The organism is Cellulosimicrobium cellulans, from assembly GCF_007679345.1.
In the GTDB taxonomy this organism is placed as follows: domain Bacteria; phylum Actinomycetota; class Actinomycetes; order Actinomycetales; family Cellulomonadaceae; genus Cellulomonas; species Cellulomonas cellulans_A.
On sequence record NZ_VEGH01000008.1, the window covers coordinates 202,137 to 219,996 of the forward strand.

General features: G+C 73.1%; 13 protein-coding genes and 1 tRNA gene. 7 read left to right on the forward strand and 7 right to left on the reverse strand.

The genetic code is table 11. The annotated features are described in order from the left end of the window. Positions 1–190: 190 nt before the first annotated feature. The 5 genes from FS882_RS12725 (at position 191) to FS882_RS12745 (ending at position 7,380) form a co-directional block, all read left to right on the forward strand. Positions 191–2,056 (forward strand): MBL fold metallo-hydrolase, encoded by a 1,866-nt coding sequence (locus FS882_RS12725; protein WP_158373418.1) that lies wholly within the window; start codon positions 191–193, stop codon positions 2,054–2,056. A 33-nt stretch (positions 2,057–2,089) separates the two neighbouring features. Next, entirely contained in the window at positions 2,090–3,142 is a 1,053-nt protein-coding gene (locus tag FS882_RS12730) for a LacI family DNA-binding transcriptional regulator (protein ID WP_158373419.1), read from the forward strand. 323 nt (positions 3,143–3,465) lie between these two features. After that, positions 3,466–4,644: an ROK family protein gene (locus FS882_RS12735; protein ID WP_158373420.1), complete on the forward strand. Its 1,179-nt coding sequence runs from the start codon at positions 3,466–3,468 to the stop codon at positions 4,642–4,644. Next, on the forward strand, positions 4,637–5,278 hold the full coding sequence (locus tag FS882_RS12740) for an SIS domain-containing protein (RefSeq protein ID WP_262348277.1): 642 nt from the start codon (positions 4,637–4,639) through the stop codon (positions 5,276–5,278). Before FS882_RS12735 ends, FS882_RS12740 begins: the two co-directional genes overlap by 8 nt. 65 nt (positions 5,279–5,343) lie before the next feature. Further along, a complete protein-coding gene (locus FS882_RS12745; RefSeq protein WP_187365284.1) occupies positions 5,344–7,380 on the forward strand; it encodes a hypothetical protein in 2,037 nt (678 codons plus the stop codon). 171 nt (positions 7,381–7,551) lie between these two features. On the opposite strand, the gene FS882_RS12750 is transcribed toward FS882_RS12745, so the two are convergent. The 3 genes from FS882_RS12750 to FS882_RS12760 form a co-directional block, all read right to left on the reverse strand. Then, positions 7,552–8,529, reverse strand: coding sequence for a carbohydrate ABC transporter permease (locus tag FS882_RS12750; protein ID WP_158373421.1), 978 nt, complete (start codon positions 8,527–8,529; stop codon positions 7,552–7,554). Next, on the reverse strand, positions 8,529–9,506 hold the full coding sequence (locus tag FS882_RS12755) for a carbohydrate ABC transporter permease (protein ID WP_158373422.1): 978 nt from the start codon (positions 9,504–9,506) through the stop codon (positions 8,529–8,531). Before FS882_RS12755 ends, FS882_RS12750 begins: the two co-directional genes overlap by 1 nt. A gap of 270 nt (positions 9,507–9,776) precedes the next feature. After that, positions 9,777–10,673, reverse strand: a complete 897-nt coding sequence (locus tag FS882_RS12760) for a Sir2 family NAD-dependent protein deacetylase (protein ID WP_262348278.1) — start codon at positions 10,671–10,673, stop codon at positions 9,777–9,779. A gap of 64 nt (positions 10,674–10,737) precedes the next feature. On the opposite strand from FS882_RS12760, the gene FS882_RS12765 reads away from it, so the two are divergent. Beyond that, positions 10,738–10,827, forward strand: a tRNA-Ser gene (locus FS882_RS12765). Positions 10,828–11,008: 181 nt separating this feature from the next. On the opposite strand, the gene xerC is transcribed toward FS882_RS12765, so the two are convergent. The 4 genes from xerC to FS882_RS12785 all read right to left on the reverse strand — a co-directional run bounded on the left by xerC (position 11,009) and on the right by FS882_RS12785 (position 16,187). Beyond that, entirely contained in the window at positions 11,009–11,740 is a 732-nt protein-coding gene (gene xerC / locus FS882_RS12770) for a tyrosine recombinase XerC (RefSeq protein ID WP_187365285.1), read from the reverse strand. A 575-nt stretch (positions 11,741–12,315) separates the two neighbouring features. Then, positions 12,316–12,729: a hypothetical protein gene (locus tag FS882_RS12775; RefSeq protein WP_187365286.1), complete on the reverse strand. Its 414-nt coding sequence runs from the start codon at positions 12,727–12,729 to the stop codon at positions 12,316–12,318. Beyond that, positions 12,726–14,714, reverse strand: coding sequence for a hypothetical protein (locus FS882_RS12780; protein ID WP_158373425.1), 1,989 nt, complete (start codon positions 14,712–14,714; stop codon positions 12,726–12,728). Before FS882_RS12780 ends, FS882_RS12775 begins: the two co-directional genes overlap by 4 nt. A 561-nt stretch (positions 14,715–15,275) precedes the next feature. Next, positions 15,276–16,187 carry a histone H1/H5 family protein gene (locus FS882_RS12785; RefSeq protein WP_158373426.1) on the reverse strand — a complete coding sequence of 304 codons (912 nt, stop codon included), beginning with the start codon at positions 16,185–16,187 and terminating at the stop codon, positions 15,276–15,278. Between the two features lie 280 nt (positions 16,188–16,467). Here FS882_RS12785 and FS882_RS12790 point away from each other — a divergent pair, with 280 nt between their 5' ends. Further along, the gene (locus FS882_RS12790; RefSeq protein ID WP_158373427.1) at positions 16,468–17,832 is read left to right on the forward strand and encodes a glycoside hydrolase family 30 protein; all 1,365 of its coding nucleotides are present in this window, start codon (positions 16,468–16,470) and stop codon (positions 17,830–17,832) included. The last annotated feature ends 28 nt before the right edge of the window (positions 17,833–17,860 follow it).

The following is a 17,860-nucleotide window of genomic DNA, read 5'->3' on the forward strand; positions in this document are numbered from 1 at the left end:
GAGGCCTCGGAACCCCGCATCTTCTGCACGGTCGGCACTGGGCGCGCACTGGGCGCGCAGGGGGCGGGCAGGCGGGCCCGCGGGGGCGCGCGGGATGATCCGGGCATAGGGGTCGAAACCACCGCTGAGCAGCGCTTCTCTTCCGTCGCAGTGCTTGTCCCGCCCGATCTGGAATCGATACCATAGCGCCATGTCCACTCCCGTCCCCGCCGCCGTCGCCGAGGTCGCTCCCGGGGTGTTCCGCGTCGCCGACACCTGCCAGGTCTACGTCGTCCGGGCCGCGGAGCCGGCCGCCGACGGCACCCGCACCGCCGTCGCGATCGACTTCGGGTCGGGTGCCGCGCTGGACCACCTGGACGAGATGGGCGTCGACCGGATCACCGACGTCCTCATGACCCACCACCACCGCGACCAGGGCCAGGGGCTGCCGCGCGCCGTCGCGGCCGGCATCGCGATCCACGTCCCGCCGGTCGAGCGGGACCTGTTCGACCAGGTCGACGAGATGTGGCGCACCCGCCGGGTCGTCAACGACTACAACCTGCGTGAGGACCGGTTCTCGCTGCTGGAGCCCGTGCCTGTCGCGGACGTCGTCCCCGAGTACCGGACCCGGGTCTACGGCGGCGTCCCGGTGCAGGTCGTGCCGACCCCGGGTCACACCACCGGCTCGGTCAGCTACGTCGTCGAGCGCGGCGGCCGGCGCCTCGGGTTCACCGGTGACCTGGTCTACGCCCCGGGCAAGGTGTGGTCGCTCGCGGCCACCCAGTGGTCGTACACCGAGAACGAGGGGCCGGCGATGACGGTCCTGTCCTGCTACCTGCTCATGGACGAGCGCCTCGACCTGCTGCTGCCGTCGCACGGGCAGCCGATGGACGACCCGCAGCACGCGCTCGGACTGCTCGCGACCCGGATGCGCGGCTACGTGGACTCGCGCCGTCCCCAGCCGTGGGACCTGCGCCTGCGCCTGACGGAGCCGTTCCAGCGGATCACCGAGCACTTCCTGCTCAACCTGTCGAGCAACGCCTGCTCCTACGTCCTCGTCTCGCGGGACGGCGCGGCGCTGCTGATGGACTACGGCTACGACATGACCACGGGTCTGCCCTCGGGCGGCGACCGGGCGTCCCGCCGGCCGTGGCTCGCGTCGCTGCCGGCGCTGCGCCGCGACCACGGCGTCACGACGGTCGAGGCGGTGCTGCCCACGCACTACCACGACGACCACGTCGCCGGGATGAACCTGCTGCGCGAGGTCGAGGGCACCGAGGTGTGGGCGCCGTCGAACGTCGCGCCGATCCTCACCGACCCGATGCGGTTCGACCTGCCCTGTCAGTGGTACGACCCGATCCCGGTCGACCGCGTGCTCCCGGTCGGCGGGACCTTCCGGTGGCACGAGTACGAGATCACCGTCCACGAGCTGCCCGGGCACACGCTGTACGCCGCCGCGTTCGAGGTGGAGGTGGACGGCGTGCGCGTGCTCGTCACGGGCGACCAGCAGGACGGGCTCGGGATCCCCGGGAACCGGCGGGAGATCCTCAACTACCAGTACCGGAACCTGTTCCGGATCACCGACTACCGGGACAGCGCCGCGCTCTACCGCCGGGTCGCGCCGGGCGTCATGGTCTCCGGGCACTGGGAGCCCCGGTGGGTCGACGACTCCTACCTCGCGATGCTGGAGGAGGAGGCCGAGGAGCTGGTGCAGATGCACCACGACCTGCTGCCGCTCGACGAGCTCGACCTGGGCAGCGACACGCACATGGCGCGGATCGCCCCGTACGTCTCCCGGGTGCCCGCCGACCGGCCCGCCCGGTTCACCGTGACGGTCCGGAACCCCACCCGCGAGGAGCGGAAGGCGACCGTGCGGGCGGTGCTGCCGCTAGGCTGGCGCGCGCACCCCGACGAGGCCGTCGTCGCGCTCCCGCCCGCCGGGCACGCGGAGATCGACCTGGACGTGGTGCCCACGGGTCCCGCGGCGGTCCGCCGGCGGCTGGCCGTCGACGTCAGCATCGGCGACCTGCGCCTCGGCCAGCACGCGGAGGCGCTCGTGGACGTCGTCGCGGACTGAGGCCGAGGGGCCCGGGGGATCGAGGAGCACTGCATGGAGGCTGCCGCGCCGGGCACGCGCGGTGCGGTGACCGCAGCCGGGCGCCGCGCCACGATCAAGGACGTGGCCGAGGCCGCCGACGTCTCCCGCTCCACCGCCTCGCGCGCGCTCACCGGCCGCGGCTACGTGGCGCCCGCCGTGCGCGACCGGGTGCGCCGGGCCGCGCAGACGCTCGGGTACGTGCCGGACGCGATGGCGCGCAACCTCCGCCAGCAGGTCAGCCGCTCGATCGGCGTGCTCGTCTCCGACCTGCGCAACTCCTTCTACGCCGACCTCGCGAGCGGGGTCAGCGCCCAGTCCCGCAAGCGCGGCTACGCGATGATGCTCGCCGACGACGCGGGCTCGGTCGAGGCCGAGCTCGAGGCCGCCGAGACGTTCGTCGCGCTGCGCGTCGCCGGCGTCATCCTCACCCCGCTGTCCGCCGAGGTGACCGAGTACCTGGGCCGGCACCGCATCCCCGTCATCGAGGTCGACCGGCAGTTCGCCGAGGGCGCCTGCGACGCGGTGGTCGTCGACAACAAGGCCGCCGCGGAGCGGGTCACCACGGGCCTGCTGCAGCAGGGCCACCGCCGGGTCGCGCTGCTCATCGACGAGATGGACTGGACGACCGGGCGGGACCGCCTCGTCGGCTACCGCTCCGCGTTCCTCGCCGCCGGCCTGCCGCTCGACGACGCCCTGGTGGTGCGCGGCGGCTGGGACGTCGGCGCCGCGACCGGGGTGGCGCGGGACCTGCTCGGCGGGCCGGACCGGCCGACCGCCGTGTTCGCGGCCAACAACGTGCTCGCCGAGGGCGTGTGGCGCGCCGCGCAGGCGCTCGGCCTGCGCGTGCCCGAGGACCTCAGCCTGGTGTCGTTCGACGACGCCCCCTGGATGACCATGGTGACGCCCGGCGTGACGGCCGTGGCGCAGGACGCCGTCGCGCTGGGCGAGGCCGCCGTGGCGCAGATGTTCGAGCGGATCCAGAGCCCGGAGTCGCCCAAGCGGACCGTGATGCTCTCGGCCGCGGTGGCGCAGCGCGGCTCGACCGCGGCCCCGTCCGAGGCCTGACCCTCCCGGGGCCTCCGGCCCCTCCGGCCCGCCCCGGGCCTCCTGGAGCACGCGCGGCCTCCCTCGGGTGGAGCGTTCTGCCCGAGACGCACCGGCGTGTCCGGCAGGACGCTCCACCCGGGGATCCGGCCCGGCTGACCTGGACTCGATCCCAGGTGCCGGGATCGTTTTCTCGCGGCGCGCTTGACGCTCTCTCGCGCGTCCTCCTATGCTCATTCTGGAATCGATCCCAGAGGGTCGCGCGGCATTGCCGCCGCGCGGCGCCCGGGGTCCCGCGCGCCGCCGCACCCGGCCGCGCGCCCGCCGGGGGTACGGGAGGACGCATGACGACGGACGGCTCGCCCGCGCCCGCGGGCGGAGGCACGGCCACCGGCACGCCGGTCCTCGCGCTCGACATCGGCGGCACCAAGCTCGCCGTCGCCGTGGTCACCCCCGACGGGGGCGTGCACGGGCTGCGCGTCCGCCCCACGCGCCGCGACGAGGGCCCGCAGGCCGTCATCGGCCGGCTGTTCGCGATGGGCCACGAGGCGGTCGCGGAGGCCGGGCTGGGCCCGGTGGGCGCGGTCGGCATCGCGTGCGGGGGCCCGCTCGACGCGCCCTCGGGGCTGCTGCAGTCGCCGCCGCACCTGCCCGGCTGGGACGACATCCCGATCGGCCCCCTCGCCGCCACCGAGTTCGGCGTCCCGTTCGCCCTCGAGAACGACGCCACCGCCGCGGCCGTCGCCGAGCACCGGTACGGCGCCGGGCGCGGGCTGGGCAGCCTCGTCTACCTCACGGTGTCCACCGGCGTCGGCGGGGGCGTCGTCCTCGACGGCCGGCTGCACCGCGGCGCGGCCGGGAACGGCGGCGAGCTCGGGCACATCACGGTGCGGCGCGGCGGCCGGGCGTGCTCGTGCGGGCGGCGCGGCTGCGTCGAGGCGTACGCCTCGGGCTCGTCGATCGCGGCGCGCGCCGCCGAGGCCCTCGCCGACCCGCCACCGGGCGAGCCGCCCTCGACCCTCGCCGGGCTCGCCGCCGTCACCGCCGCGGACGTCAGCGCGGCGGCGGCCGCCGGCGACCCGCTCGCGGCCCGGGTCTGGGACGAGACGGTCGACCTGCTGGGCAGCGCGGTCTCCGACCTGGTGAACGTCCTGGAGCCCGAGCTCGTCGTGCTCGGTGGTGGCGTCACCCGGTCCGGGGCGATGCTGCTCGACCCCGTGCGGGCGATCGTCGCCCGGGAGGCCATGCCGCCGGCCGCGCGCGCCGCGACCGTCCGGCTCGCCGCGCTCGGGGACGCGGTCTGCGTCGTCGGGGCCGGGGCGATCGCGTTCGACGTGCTGCGGCACGGCGGAGGGGTTGCGGTCGCCGCCACCCCCCTCGCCCTGGACGCCGACGCCGACCCCGGCCGCCCCGCGGGCACCGCCGACCGTGCGGACGACGCCGCCGACCGTGCGGGCGCCGCCGCACCTGCCGCGACCCACCCCCCGCACGACCACGCGCCGACGGAGGCCGCTCGTGTCTGACCCCACCGCCCCGATGCTCGCGCCGACCGCGCCGACCGCGCCCGCCGCCCCGCCCGGCGACTGGCTGCACGCCCACCTCGCCGCCCACGCCGACGTCGCCGGCGCGATGGTCGGCCTCGCCGAGGGCATCCGTGCCGCCGGCGAGCTCGTCCGCGACACCTTCGCCGGCGGTGGCACCCTCTACACGTTCGGCAACGGGGGCAGCGCCGCGGACGCGCAGCACCTCACCGGTGAGCTCGTCGGCCACTACAAGCGCGACCGCCGGCCGCTGCCCGCCGTCACCCTCAGCACCGACCCGACGTCGATGACCTGCATCGCGAACGACTACGCCTACGAGGACGTGTTCGCCCGCCAGGTCGAGGCCCTCGCGCGCCCGGGCGACCTCGTCGTCGCGTTCACCACCAGCGGCCGGTCCCCGAACGTCGTCCGCGCGCTGGCCGCAGCCCGCGCCAACGGCGCGACCACGCTGCTCCTCGCGGGCGGCGACGGCGGGCCCGCGCGGGAGCACGCCGACCACCTGCTGCTGGTGCCGTCGTCGGCGACGCCGCGCATCCAGGAGATGCACACCTTGGTGCTGCACGTGATCAGCGAGATGGTGGACGCGTGGGCGGCCGACGAGCCGCCCGCGGCGTGACGGTCGTGCCGGCGCGAGACCGACCGACCGACTGACCGACGACCGCGACGGCGGAGGGTGGACCTGTGGACGAGGGAGTCCCGCTGCGGCCGGCGGGCGCGCTGCGGCCGGAGGGGCCGGCGTGGTCCGACGACGCGGGGCCCGTGGTGGGCACCGTGCGGCACGTGGTCGAGGTCGTCCTGCCCGACGGGACCGTGCTCCCCGCGCCCTCGTCGCCCGCCGGCCCGGGTGCGTACGCCGGCGAGGCCGGGCCGTTCCGCGCCGTCGCGACCTGGGCGCCGCCGACCGCCACCGGGCGTGTCGACGTGCGCCTCGACGTCGAGCACCGCGGCGACGCACCGACCGAGGCCGGCATCCGGTTCCGCGTGCACCTGCCGCCGGCGCCCGAGGCGCCCTGGTGGCTCGTCCCGGGCGCGTTCTACGGCGAGAACCGCCCGGCGGACTGCGACCGGCTGTTCCCGCGGTTCGAGGTCGGGGCCGACGACCCCGCCGGCATGGTCAGCGACCGCTGGGAGTTCCGCGCGGACCGCGCGGCCACCCCGGCGGTGTTCGCGTGGGCGGGGCCCGGCGGGGTGGCGCTGGTCGGCCCGGAGACGACCGCCCTCGGCATGACCGGCCTGGGGCTGGCGCATGACGCGACCACCGGCGCCGGCAGCGTGCACCTGACGTTCCCGTTCCGCGAGGGCCCCGTGTCGTACTTCGGCTCGGCGACACCGCTCCCCGCGGAGACCACGACGTACCGCTGGGCGCCGGGCGAGCGGGTCACCCTGCGGTTCGCCGTCTACGCGACCGGTCCGGACCGGCACGCCTACGCCCCCGTGCTGCGCGAGGAGCACGAGCGGGTCCGGGCCGCCGCGCCGCTGCGGCCGTGGGTCGGCGTCGCCGAGGCCGCGGACCTGGCCGCCGAAGGCCTGCACCGCTGGCACTACGCCGAGCCGGGCGTCCTGCTGGAGACCGTCGGGTTCGACCGCGAGCTGTCCGGCCGGGACGGCCTGACGGTCGACCGGCAGGCCATGCACGTCGGCTGGGTCAGCGGCGTCCCGTGGGCCTACGCGCTGCTCGCGCACGCCCGCCGGCGGGGCTCCGACGCGGCCGGAGCCGACGCAGCGCGCGTCATCGACTTCATCTGCGACCACCTGTCGCCCTCGGGGACGTTCTGGGGCGTCTGGTACGCCGAGCACGGCTGGTCGCAGAGCTGGTCCCGGACCCGCGGCGCCCTGCACTCCCGCACGCTCGCGGAGGCGTCGCTGTTCCTCGCCCGGGCCCTCGAGCTGGGCGAGGACGTGCGCGCCGCGCACCCGGGCTGGGCCGCGGCGCTGCGATCCAACCTGGACGTCGTGGTCCGCCGGCAGCGCGCGGACGGCAACCTCGGGTCCGCGCACCACGCCGAGACCGGCGAGGTGCTGTCCTGGCACGGCGCGGCGGGCCTGACCTGGGTCGCCGCCCTGGCCGAGGCCGAGCGCTGGGACGGTCCCGACGGCGCCGACGGCGCCTACCTCGCGGCCGCCGTGCGGGCGGGGGAGCACTACGCGCAGTTCGTCGACCGCGAGTTCCTGCACGGGGCGCCCGAGGACGTCGACCTCGCGCCGACCTCGGAGGACGGCTACGTCGCCGTGATGTCCTACGTCGCGCTGCACCGGCGCACCGGGGACGCCCGCTGGCTCGACCTGGCCCGCCGGGCCGCCGACTGGATGCTGACCTTCCGGTACTCCTACAACACCCGGTTCCCGCAGGGGACGCTGCTCGACGTCTACCGGTTCGCGACCCGCGGCGCCGACAACGCCTCGCCGTCGAACCAGCACCTGCACGCCTACGGCCTCGTCTGCACCCGCGAGCTCGCCGAGCTGTCCGCCGCCACCGGCGACCCGCACTACGCCGACCGCGCCGCGGAGACGCTGGCCTGCTTCCGGCAGCTGGTCGCGCGGTTCGACGGGGACGTGAACGCCTACCGGGGGATGACCTCCGAGCGGTACTACCAGACCGCGTGCTTCCAGCCGAAGGGCATGCTGCTCACGCTGAGCCACGCCTGGACCGTCGGCGCCCTGCTCCTGGCCTGCGAGCAGTCCCTCGCGGCCCCGTCGCTCCTCCCGGACCCGGTCTGACCCGCGCGCTCTCCCCGCCGCGACCCGACCCGCGCCGCTCCCTCCCCCTCGCTCTTCCCGAGCGCCGAGATAGGACCCGCCCGCCGAGGTAGGACCGTCGACGGTCCTACCTCGGCGCGGAGGTCCTACCTCGGCGTGGCGTGTGCGTGGCGCGGGCGGCGCGGCGCGGGTTCAGCCCTTGCGGCCCTGCGTCGCCACGCCCTCGATGAAGTACCGCTGCCCGAACGCGAACAGCGCGAGCATCGGCAGCGTCACGAGCAGGGAGGCCACCATCACGTACTGGTAGTCGCCCTGGCCGCCGGCCGTCGGGGAGTACTTCGTCATCGCGTAGGCGATGCCGAGGGGCGCCGTGAAGTCCTCCGGGCTGCCGGCGTTCAGGTAGATGAGCGCCGCCTGCAGGTTGTTCCAGGACGCCTGGAACTCGAACAGCAGCACGATGATGAACGACGGCAGCGACAGCGGGAACGCGATCCGCCAGTACGTCTTCCACTGGTTCGCCCCGTCGATGCGGGCGGCCTCGAACAGCTCCCGCGGCAGGCCGAGGTAGAACTGCCGCTGCAGGAAGATGTAGAACGCCGACCCGAACAGGTTGGCGCCGAACAGCGGGACCCAGGTGCCGAGGAACCCCAGCTCCTTCCAGATCAGGTAGATCGGGATCATCGTCACGGCGCCGGGCAGCATCATCGTCGCGAGCACCAGCCCGAACAGCGGGCCGCGCAGCGGGAACCGGAAGTGGGCGAAGCCCCACGCCACGAGCGACGACGACACCGCGACGGAGACCGCCGCGAGCACCGCGATGCCGATGCTGTTGAACATCCAGCTGCCGAGCGGCAGCTCGTCGAACACCTTGACGTAGTTGTCCCAGTGGAACTCGCTGGGCCACAGCGAGTTGTCGAACACCTGGCCCCGGCCCTTGAGGCTCGCGGCGAGCAGCCAGGCGAACGGGTACAGGAACACGAACGACATCACGACCAGCAGCGCGAGCAGGCCGCCGCGCCGGATGCGGCGTCCCGCGCGGCCGCCGGAGCGACGCTGAGCGATCGGCGGGCGGTTCGGGTCGATCGGGTTGTCGCCGCCCTGGCCGGTGACGTCCTCGGGCAGCCCGGGGACCTGGCGGACGGGCGTGCTGGTGGTGCCGGTGCTGGCCATCAGTCCTTGTCCCCCTCGTAGTAGACGAACCGGTTGCCGAACTTCATCTGGATGGCCGTGATGATCATGATGATGACGAACAGCAGCCACGCCATCGCGGCGGCGAACCCGAAGTTGAACTGCCGGAACGCCTGCTGGAACAGGTAGATCGCGTAGAACAGCGAGGCCTCGGGCGAGGCGTTCGACTGGTCGCGCCAGAACAGCAGGTACGCCTCGTCGAAGACCTGGAACGCGGCGATCGACAGCACGATCACGTTGAAGAAGATGGCGCTGGAGATCATCGGAAGGGTGATGTTCCGGAACCGCTGCCAGACACCGGCCCCGTCGAGCTCGGCGACCTCGTGCAGCTCGCGCGGCACGTTCTTCAGCGCCGCCAGGAAGATCACCATCGTGCCGCTCACCCCCCACAGCGCCATGAGCACGATCGACGGCTTGATCCACGCCGGGTCGACCAGCCACTGCGGGCCCTCGATCCCGAAGAAGCGCAGGAACTGGTTGACCGCGCCCGTGTTCCCGTTGAGCAGGAGGAAGAACACGGCCGCGGTGGCGACGGCGGGCGTCATCTTCGGCAGGTAGTAGATCGTCCGGAAGACGCCGGCCCCGCGTCCCGCCTGGTTCAGGAGCGACGCCAGAGCCAGCGCCACGACGATCATCAGCGGCACGGCGAGCACCGCGTAGAACAGCGTGTTGGACAGCGACGTCGCCACGCGCGGGTCCGAGAACAGCTGCGCGTAGTTGTCGAAGCCCGCGGGGCGGGTCGTGTTCGTCGCCAGGTTGTAGTGGCTGAACGAGATCACCAGGCTGTAGATCATCGCGCCGGCCGTGAAGACCAGGAACCCGATGATCCACGGGGTGATGAACAGGTAGCCCGTCAGCGCCTCGCGCTTGTTGTACGGCGCCTTCTTCTTGCGGCGCCAGCGCGCGGGGCGTGACGTGCGTGCGACGGCCGGAGCGGCGTCGGCTCTCAGCTGCGTCATCGAGGCCTCCAGTCGACCATGGGCGCCGGTGAGGAGGCCTGCCCAGCTCCGCTGCCCGACGATGTGGCAACGATGCCACATGCCGCGACTATAGGTGTCGGGTCCGGCCGCCGCAAGGCTCCGGCGCTGCCCGCGACTTCCCCGCACGGGCGATATGCCCGGAGCGTGGCACGGTCCGGGGTCGCTCGCCTCCCCGGGACGGCTCCTCCCGCCGCCGTGCCGGCGGCGGCCGCGGCGGAGCGGGCGTCCACCGCACCGGCGCAGACGCCCTCAGAGCCGGTCGGCCAGCTCCGTCAGCGTCTCCGACGCCCCCGCGTCCAGGGTCAGCGTCGCCAGCGGGTCCCCGCGGGTCGCGCCGCGGTTGAGGATGACGACCGGCTTGCCCGCCTCGGCGGCGTGCCGGACGAACCGGAGGCCCGACTGCACGGTCAGCGACGACCCGGCGACCAGCAGCGCGTCCGCCTCGTCCACGAGCGCGTACGCCTCGGCGACCCGGGGTCCGGGCACCGTCTCGCCGAAGTAGACGATGTCCGGCTTCAGCATCCCGCCGCACGGGCCGTCGCCGCCCTCGGGGTCGGGCTGCCAGCAGTCGACGACCCGGAAGTGCGACGTCTGCTCGATGACGGCGTCGGCGTCGGGCGCGATCTCCACGTCGCCGACCGCGCCGACCGACTCGGCGAAGCCGGGGTTGGCCGCCTCCAGCCGCTCGGCGAGCTCGGCGCGCGTCACGGTCCGGTGGCACCGCAGGCAGATCACCCGGTCGTACCGGCCGTGCAGGTCGATCACGCGGCGGGAGCCCGCCTGCTCGTGCAGCAGGTCGACGTTCTGCGTGATGACGCCCAGCACCACGCCGTGCGCCTCCATCGACGCCAGCGCGCGGTGCCCGGCGTTCGGGTGCGTGCGGTGCACGTACCGCCAGCCGACGTGGTTGCGCGCCCAGTAGTGCCGGCGGAAGCCCTCGTCGCCGACGAACTGCTGGTACGTCATCGGGTTCCGTGGCGGGGAGTCCGGCGACCGGTAGTCGGGGATGCCGGAGTCGGTCGACAGGCCCGCCCCGGTGAGCACGGTGAGGCGGCTGCCGCGGAGCAGCCGGACCGCGTCGTCGACGGTCCCCGGGTTCGGCCGGACGGCGTCGTGGAGGGGGATCGGCAGGCGCGGGGGTGTCACGTGCACCACGGTACGACTCCCGATGCGGGAGTTCCGCCTCGCATCCGGTACTGTTCTGGCCCGAGGTAGCGTGTCCGAGCGGCCTAAGGAGCACGCCTCGAAAGCGTGTGTGGGTGAAAGTCCACCGTGGGTTCAAATCCCACCGCTACCGCCAGCAAGACACAAGAGCCCCTGACCAGCGCGAACGCCGGTCAGGGGCTCTTGTGTCACATCGAAGTCACATCGAACTGCGTCGTCCTCGCTGGCCCGCACGCCGGATCCCAGCATCGCGGAGGAGGCCCGGCGGCGGCAGGGTCGGGCCGCCAGGCCCCATTCACTGGGGTCCCCGGCTGCCCCTAGACGGACTCCGCGCCACCCTCGTTCCACGTCAGGACGTCGCGGACATCTTCGACGACGTGCTGCACGACCGCGATGTAGTGCCTGTTGGCGGTCAACGGGTCGTTACCGAGGACGTCGGCCGCAGCAGCGACGCCGCGAGACCTGGCCACCGCAGTGCCGACGGTGCGCCGCACGCTGTGCGGCGTGTGGTCCGCGGCGACGCCGGCGGCGGCGAAGTGCACCTTGATCCGGTTCCGGATCGTGGCGGGGCGAGCCACCGCCCCGTCGACCCCGGGAAACAGTAGATCCATCGGGCCGGCAGGAAGCGGGAGAGCGAGCGCGTGGTGCACCGCCTGGGCGCCCCAGTCAGGCAGCGGGATCGTCCGCCAGCTGCGGGACCCCTTCGGCCAGGGCTGGCGAATGGTCTTCGGGCCGTCGCTTGCAGCCTTGACCACGGTGCCGGCGACGGTCAGCGTCGGCGGACTGCCCTGCAGGTCGACGTCGAGGGTGCGGCGCAGAGCCAAGACCTCGCCGATGCGCGCCCCCGTCGCGAGTAGCGTCGCTGCGATGTACCCCGCCTGAGCGGCAAGCACGTCGTCGGCGGGGATGGTGTCGAGGTGCCGGAGCAGCCGCGTGACCTGGTCGTCCGCGATCACCTTGACGTCTCGCTTCGGACGGGGCACAGCCGCGGTGTCGTCCACGGGGTTGCGGTCGAGCACTCCGTACCGGACTGCCATCTGGAACGCCATGCGGAGGAGAGAGCGCATCGTGCGCGCGGCGCCCGGCGCCGTCGCGGCCCTGGCCTTGATCGCTCGGTCTAGCCATGCGGTCGTCGCGTCCGTGATCGCCGTCGCACCGATCTGCCCTCGAGAACCTGGCGGCCGCCGAGAAGGCCCGGGACGACCACTCCCAGCTCCTGGCCGCGCTCCGCGCTTGAGGACCCACTGACCGCCCGCACCAGTCCACGAGGAGGACCCATGACCGTGACCGCCATCGACGAGCTCGCCCCCGTCGCCCAGCTGCCCCGGCGCCGTATCCGCCGCACCGGCCATCACCCAGCGGCGAGAAGGGTGCTGGCGACGAGCGCGACGAGAACGCCCCGACGGGGGGAAGTGCTGGGCATGTCCTGCATCCTGGCAGCGCCGGTCTACCCACTGGGCCGGATCGGCAGCCGTCCACCCGATCGCCAGGTCCGATCACCCGATCCCCGGGGAAGTGCCCATCAGTGACCAGGACCTCCGGTGCGTGTTGCATCTAGGTGCCGTGACGTCCGGCGCCACGGGCAACGGCGCGGACTAAGGAACTCATCACGGCGGCGAAGGGTTCATCGGCTGCGCTCGTCGACACGCGCAGCGAGGGTGAAGAGGGTGAGTTCAACGAGGACGAGCGCGACGATCTCAGCTCGGGCGACGTGCGACCAGAACTCCGCGGGTGTGATCACCCCTGGCTGGCCTTGGTTGAGCCCGAATCGGTCGTACCAGGGGTTCTGTGCGGTGACGACGATCATCGGGACGAGGGCCGTGGCCATCCGGAGCGCCTGCGGGAGCGGGCTGCGCCGGAACGGGCCCCGCAGTCCGACGAAGGCGGCGGTGAGGACGCACGGCAGCATGAGCAAGACGGCCGGCCACGACATGCCGACCGCGACGGCGCCCAGCCAGGCTGCGCTGACCAGCAGCGGCCACCACAGGTAGCTGCGTGCCGGGCTGGGCGTCGTCGCGGATTGTCGGGGTCGGGTCACGGGAGGGTGGTCAGGGACCAGGTGGCGCTGGGATGGGTGTGGGTCTCGTCGCCGTCAGAGACGACGACCCGGACCGCGTGGATGGAGCGTTCGCCGGCCGCGGTCGTGTGGGTGTACGTCGGACCCGTGCCCACAGGCGTGTCGTCGAGGTACCACTGGAAGGTCACCGGCGCGTTCTCGGGGTCGGTGGCAACGACGGAGAACACCTGATTGGCCCCGCCAGTGACGGTGACCCGACCGGTCGCAGGACTCGAGGTCGCGATCACGGCGGGGGCGCTGGCCTGGTCGGAGACGACCCGCACGTAGCGGGTCGTGCTCAACCCACGCGAGTCCGTCACGCGTGCTCCGACGAGCTGGTCGCTCGCCCGGTCCGGGGTGAAGGAGGCCGTGGTGCCGGTGGCGTCATCGAAGTCGCCATCCAGGTCGAGGTCCCAGCGGATGGTCAGGGCACCCGTACCGCTGCCGCTCGTCGCGGTCAGGGTGGTCGGGGCGCCGGCGGTCAGGGTGGTGCCGGGACCGGTCAAGGACAGGGTCGGCATGGCGACGGCCTGCACCTGCGCGATCAGTTCGGCGTTCAGCGCGGCTGCCTCGTCGGCGGCGGCCTGGAACGTGGTCAGCAGGTCGCTCGAGGCGGCCAGGACCGCGTCGTAGGTGTCGAGAGCGGACAGGTTCGTGGCGGCAGGGTCGAAGGCCAGGATCCGGTCGACCACGACCTGGGCGTCGGCGGGCGTAAACCCGATCGCCTCGTAGTCGGCGATCTCCTGAGGGGTGAGGCCGGTGGACGCGAGGCGGTTCTGCAGGCCGGTGAGGGCCGCCGCGTCGATCGGGTCGTCGGCGCCGGGCTGAGTCGCCAGGGCGTCGCGCTCGGCCTGCAGCAGAACCAGGAGTTCCTGCTGGTCAGCCACGAGCTTGCTCGTGTACTGCTCCAGAGAGGCGGCATGGCTGACCGTCCAGCGCACATCGTCGGCGTCCCGGGCTCCCAGGAGACGCTCGTGGGAGTCGATGACGGCCTGCAACGTGGCGGCCTGCTCGGCCTGGAGCGTGGCGATCCGGACCTGCTGGAGGTGCGACGGGTCGTCGCTCGCCGGCGCGAACGGGTAGCTGCTGGAGAGGCCCAGGTCGGCGAGTCGGTCCGCGAGGTCGGTCTGCACCGCGTCGATGTCGAGTCCGACGGCCCGTCCGTAGGCCGGGTCCGCGGGGTCGTCGGCCAGATTCTGGTAGTGCTGCGCCTGCGTTCCGGCGAGCGAGTTGATGACCAGTCCGCCGACGTAGAGCACCCCGTCGTTGTAGCTCGTCGGGACGGTGAAGTCGGTGAAGGACAAGCCTGCCGTACCGCCGCCCGCGACCAGTCCCGTGAGCGGCACGCTCCACCCGGCAGAGCTAGCGAACCGTCCGGCGTCCGCGGCGGCGGCTCCGCCCTGAACGCCACCGGCGTAGCGGCCGAAGTTCGACAGCTGCGACCAGCCGCCGACCTGGGCCTGGGCTTCTGCCTTCACCGACGCGGAGTCGAAGTCGTAGCCGGCCAGGTCTGTTCCCGTGACCGAGAATGCGTAGTCGTTCCCGACACCAAGCAGGATGTCGCGGGCGGGGTCCCACGTCCCGTTCAGGTCGTTGTCGATCAGGATGTCATAGCGGCCGGCTTCCAGAGTCGGCAGCCAGGCGTACTGGTCGTAGAAGGTCCCGAACGACTGGAACCGGTTCACCGACCCCGTGACATCGACAGCGCGGTCGCCTTCGGACCAGGTTGTGTTCGCGGTGACATAGATGTCCGCAGTGGGCACGATGTGGCCCGGGGGGACGTAGTCCAGGTCGCCGGTCACGCACACCGGCTGGTTGCGGTGAAACGTCTCCTGCGGCCAGAACTCGCAGTCCGTCACCATCGCCGACGCAGCGGCAGCCGGTCCCGCGCCCGAAAGAAGAACGAACGGGACGAGCAGCGCCCCCGCTCCCAGACCGGCGGTGAGTCCTGTTCGTACGCCTGCCATCACTAGCCCCCTGTTGCTGCGCTCTGGGGACGTGACTCGAGCGATCGCCGATCCCCCCGTCCTTGGGACGCTAGCCACGCCAGTAGGGAGGGGTGCGTGGTTCGTTCCGGCTTCACCCGAAGGGGTGCTGCGATCAGCTCGCGAGCGGCGCGCCGAGAAGGCGCTGCCCTGATCTCGCAGTCCATCCAAGTCATTCCCGCCCTGCTAGCCGTGCGGTGGCCGTCGCACGCATCTCCTCCGGATCGGCGTCATGAACGAGTCCAGGGAGCACAACGTTCGAGCCGGCCCAACCCAGAGAACCACACGCAGGCGGACCATCAGGTGGGGTCGGACGAGTACCGGGCGTGCATCCCGATAGGGCAGAGAAAGTTCCCGAGGACCGCATGGAAGTTCGGCTTCCGCTTGATCGCGGACCCGCAGTGCGCGGACGGCTGCCATTCTCGGGCTCAGTGACACCCGCGCGTCGTGACAAGCCGGTCCGCCGGCGGACCGGCGCAGCAGGCCCGCTAGGCGACGAGGCTATGGGCGTCCGGACACGAGCCGCCGGGCCATCGACAGGCCTCAGGCGGCAGTCGCCGCCTCGACGATCGCGCAGCCGTCCCGGACCCCGACGACGATCAGGTCCGGCCGGACCTGGGCCAGTTCGGTCTGCAGCCGGTCCATGTCCGGGCCGGCGGCCCACCACCCAGGTAGAGCGACGGTCCGCTGTGCAGTCCGGTTCGGGCGGACCGCCGGTCCGGCCCGCACCGTGGTCCGCTGGGTCGCCCGGTCTCTCGCGCGGTCCGCAGTCCGCTCCGCTCGAGCCGCCTCGCGGGCGCCGGCCTGCTCGGAGCGGTGGCGGGCCACCTCGGCGGTCCGCTCGGCGGCCCGCGCCGTTCGGCGCTGCTCGGCCTCTACCTGGCGGGTCGCAGGACTCGACCAGCCACCGTCGCTGTCCGCGGTTGAGGCAATCCGGTCCAGCGCCTCGGCGAACGAGGGGCCGCCCGCGGGCACTCCGGCCCGGATCAGATCGCGGCGCAGCGTGGCCGCGGCGCGGGCCGGCACGCCCAGCACCGTCGCGGGGTCCACCTCGGTCGCATCGGCGAGGGCCACGGCCCACGCCCGGTGGCCCAGGGAGCTGTAGCCCCAGGCGGCGTGCCCCACGCTGAGGATGACGGACGCGGTCGGATGCTCGCCGGCACCGGCCAGTGCGTCGATCAGGTCGCTGCGGTCGTCCGCCACGGTGACTGCGGCACCGCGCAGCTGCGGGAGCCGGAAGGTCCCAGCCACCCCGGGGCGCTCGCCGCCGACGCGGGTGAGCCAGCCCTCCGCGACCGCCCGACGCAGCGCGGTGTTGGCGGCCTGCGGCTCGCATCCGAGCGCGACGGCCACCCGACCGGCATCCACGCGCGGCGCCTCGATCCCCGACCCGCCGCCCGCCAGGTTCGCGAGGGTCAGCCCACCGACGTAGGCGACGACGGCCCGCGCTCGCACCTCTGCCGCCCCGCCGCCAGCTGCACCGGGCGAGAGGATCCAGCCGGCGAGCCGACGGGCGTACCGGATCCGGAGCGCGGCGCGGCCGGCGGGCGTGGAGCCCTGCCGGAGGCGTTGGTCGCGCCGTAGCGCCGGAACGCGCCAATACCTCCCACGCGGTCGGGAAGACGGGGTAGCCTCGCACTACCTAGCATGCGGTAGGTAGTGCCCGCACCGGCGCGCGCCCCTGCCGCGACCCGGGGCCACCGTGGTCCCCGTGGACGACGAAGTGGAGTGTGCGATGCGCATCGCGAGCTGGACCAGCACCACCGAGCACGAGCGCTGGACGGACCTCGGCGCCGTCGAGCCCGCCGCGGTCGAGCGGATCCCCGACGTGTTCGTGCAGCTGGACGACGAGCGGCAGGAGATCGAGGGCTTCGGCGCCACGTTCAACGAGCTCGGCTGGACCTCGCTGGCCCACCTGACCGACGACCAGCGGGCCGAGATCTTCCGCGAGATGTACGCACCCGGCGTCGGCGGCAACTTCACCATCGGGCGCATGCCGATCGGCGCGAACGACTTCGCCCGCGACTACTACTCCTACGACGACGTGCCGGGGGACTTCGACCTCGAGCACTTCAGCATCGCGAACGACCACGAGACGCTCGTCCCCTACATCCGGGCCGCGCTGGCGCACCAGGGGTCGCTGAAGCTGTGGGCCTCGCCGTGGGTGCCGCCGCAGTGGATGAAGACCAACGGCCACTACGCGTCGGTGCAGCCGTGGATCAACGGCGTCGAGAACGGCCTGCGTCCCGACCAGGTGCAGGCCGAGGGCACCGACTCCTTCACCCAGGACGAGCGGCACCTCGCGACCTACGCGGCGTACTTCGGCAAGTTCGTCGACGCGTACCGCGAGCTCGGCATCGAGATCGGCATGGTCATGCCGCAGAACGAGTTCAACTCCGCCCAGCCGTACCCGAGCTGCACCTGGACCCCGGCCGGCCTCGCGGCGTTCCTCCGGCACCTCGGTCCCGAGATGCGCGAGCGCGGCGTCGAGGTGTTCCTCGGCACGCTCGAGCGGCCGAACGAGGCCCTGGTCGACGAGGTGCTGGCGGACCCGGAGGCCGCCGCGGCGGTCGCCGGCATCGGCGTGCAGTGGCACGGCAAGTCGATCGTGCCGTTCCTGACGAAGGAGCATCCCGAGCTGCGGCTCTACCAGACCGAGCAGGAGTGCGGCGACGGCGAGAACGACTGGCGGTACGCCCGCTACGCGTGGCGCCTGATGCGCGACTTCCTGAACAACGGCGCGAACGCCTACCAGTACTGGAACCTGTCGCTGGAGCGCGGCGGCGTCAGCCGCTGGGGCTGGTCGCAGAACTCCCTCGTCGTGGTCGACCCCGAGGCCCGCACGTTCGAGTACACGCACGAGTACCACGTGCTCAAGCACGTCAGCCACTTCGTGCGCCCTGGTGCCCGCCTGGTGCCGACGCTGAGCTACGCCGGTTACGAGAACCAGGTCGCGTTCCGCAACCCCGACGGCTCGCTCGTCGTGGTCATGCAGAACGACACCGCCGAGGAGATGCCGGTCTCGGTGCTCGTCGGGGACCAGGTCGTCTCGCCCGTGCTGCCGGCCGACTCGCTCAACACCTTCGTCCTGGAGGTCTGAGGGCTCCCGAGCCGGTTCGCCGCGCGAC

Excerpts from the sequence above, each read along its gene's own strand:
- FS882_RS12725 (WP_158373418.1), top strand. The coding sequence starts at position 191 with ATGTCCACTCCCGTCCCCGCCGCCGTCGCCGAGGTCGCTCCCGGGGTG.
- FS882_RS12730 (WP_158373419.1), top strand. The coding sequence starts at position 2,090 with ATGGAGGCTGCCGCGCCGGGCACGCGCGGTGCGGTGACCGCAGCCGGG.
- FS882_RS12735 (WP_158373420.1), top strand. The coding sequence starts at position 3,466 with ATGACGACGGACGGCTCGCCCGCGCCCGCGGGCGGAGGCACGGCCACC.
- FS882_RS12750 (WP_158373421.1), bottom strand. The coding sequence starts at position 8,529 with ATGGCCAGCACCGGCACCACCAGCACGCCCGTCCGCCAGGTCCCCGGG.
- FS882_RS12755 (WP_158373422.1), bottom strand. The coding sequence starts at position 9,506 with ATGACGCAGCTGAGAGCCGACGCCGCTCCGGCCGTCGCACGCACGTCA.
- xerC (WP_187365285.1), bottom strand. The coding sequence starts at position 11,740 with ATGGCGTTCCAGATGGCAGTCCGGTACGGAGTGCTCGACCGCAACCCC.
- FS882_RS12780 (WP_158373425.1), bottom strand. The coding sequence starts at position 14,714 with ATGGCAGGCGTACGAACAGGACTCACCGCCGGTCTGGGAGCGGGGGCG.
- FS882_RS12790 (WP_158373427.1), top strand. The coding sequence starts at position 16,468 with ATGCGCATCGCGAGCTGGACCAGCACCACCGAGCACGAGCGCTGGACG.